The 1,317-nt window shown below is 54.5% G+C and carries 1 rRNA gene; it reads left to right on the top strand.

What is annotated here, in order from left to right:
• Nucleotides 1–1,317: ribosomal RNA gene (locus LG003_RS22975) — 23S ribosomal RNA — on the top strand; the annotation flags it as partial.

The following is a 1,317-nucleotide window of genomic DNA, read 5'->3' on the forward strand; positions in this document are numbered from 1 at the left end:
GAAACCCAGTGCAATGCGTTGCACTATCATTAACTGAATCCATAGGTTAATGAGGCGAACCGGGGGAACTGAAACATCTCAGTACCCCGAGGAAAAGAAATCAACCGAGATTCCCCCAGTAGCGGCGAGCGAACGGGGAGGAGCCCAGAACCAGCATCAGCCAGGGCATCAGAGGAACGGTCTGGAAAGGCCGGCGAGAGAGGGTGATAGCCCCGTACTCGAAGATGACCGGGTTGTGAGTTCGATGAGTAAGGCGGGACACGAGAAATCCTGTCTGAAGAGGGGGGGACCATCCTCCAAGGCTAAATACTCCTGACTGACCGATAGTGAACCAGTACCGTGAGGGAAAGGCGAAAAGAACCCCGGCGAGGGGAGTGAAAGAGAACCTGAAACCGTGTACGTACAAGCAGTGGGAGCCTTGATTTATCAGGGTGACTGCGTACCTTTTGTATAATGGGTCAGCGACTTATATTCTGTAGCGAGGTTAACCGGATAGGGGAGCCGCAGGGAAACCGAGTCTTAACTGGGCGAATGAGTTGCAGGGTATAGACCCGAAACCCGGTGAGCTAGCCATGGGCAGGTTGAAGGTTGGGTAACACTAACTGGAGGACCGAACCGACTAATGTTGAAAAATTAGCGGATGACTTGTGGCTGGGGGTGAAAGGCCAATCAAACCGGGAGATAGCTGGTTCTCCCCGAAAGCTATTTAGGTAGCGCCTCGTGAATTCATCTTCGGGGGTAGAGCACTGTTTCGGCTAGGGGGCCATCCCGGCTTACCAACCCGATGCAAACTGCGAATACCGAAGAATGGTATCACGGGAGACACACGGCGGGTGCTAACGTCCGTCGTGAAGAGGGAAACAACCCAGACCGCCAGCTAAGGTCCCGAAGTCATGGTTAAGTGGGAAACGATGTGGGAAGGCCCAGACAGCCAGGATGTTGGCTTAGAAGCAGCCATCATTGAAAGAAAGCGTAATAGCTCACTGGTCGAGTCGGCCTGCGCGGAAGATGTAACGGGGCTAAACCATGCGCCGAAGCTGCGGCAGTGACGTTGAGGCGTTGCTGGGTAGGGGAGCGTTCTGTAAGCTGTTGAAGGCGGCGCCGTGAGGCCTGCTGGAGGTATCAGAAGTGCGAATGCTGACATAAGTAACGATAAAGCGGGTGAAAAACCCGCTCGCCGGAAGACCAAGGGTTCCTGTCCAACGTTAATCGGGGCAGGGTGAGTCGACCCCTAAGGTGAGGCCGAAGGGCGTAGCTGATGGGAAACAGGTTAATATTCCTGTACTGAATGTGACTGCGAAGGGGGGACGGAGAAGG

This window comes from Photorhabdus kleinii (genome assembly GCF_025384885.1).
Taxonomy (GTDB): domain Bacteria; phylum Pseudomonadota; class Gammaproteobacteria; order Enterobacterales; family Enterobacteriaceae; genus Photorhabdus; species Photorhabdus kayaii.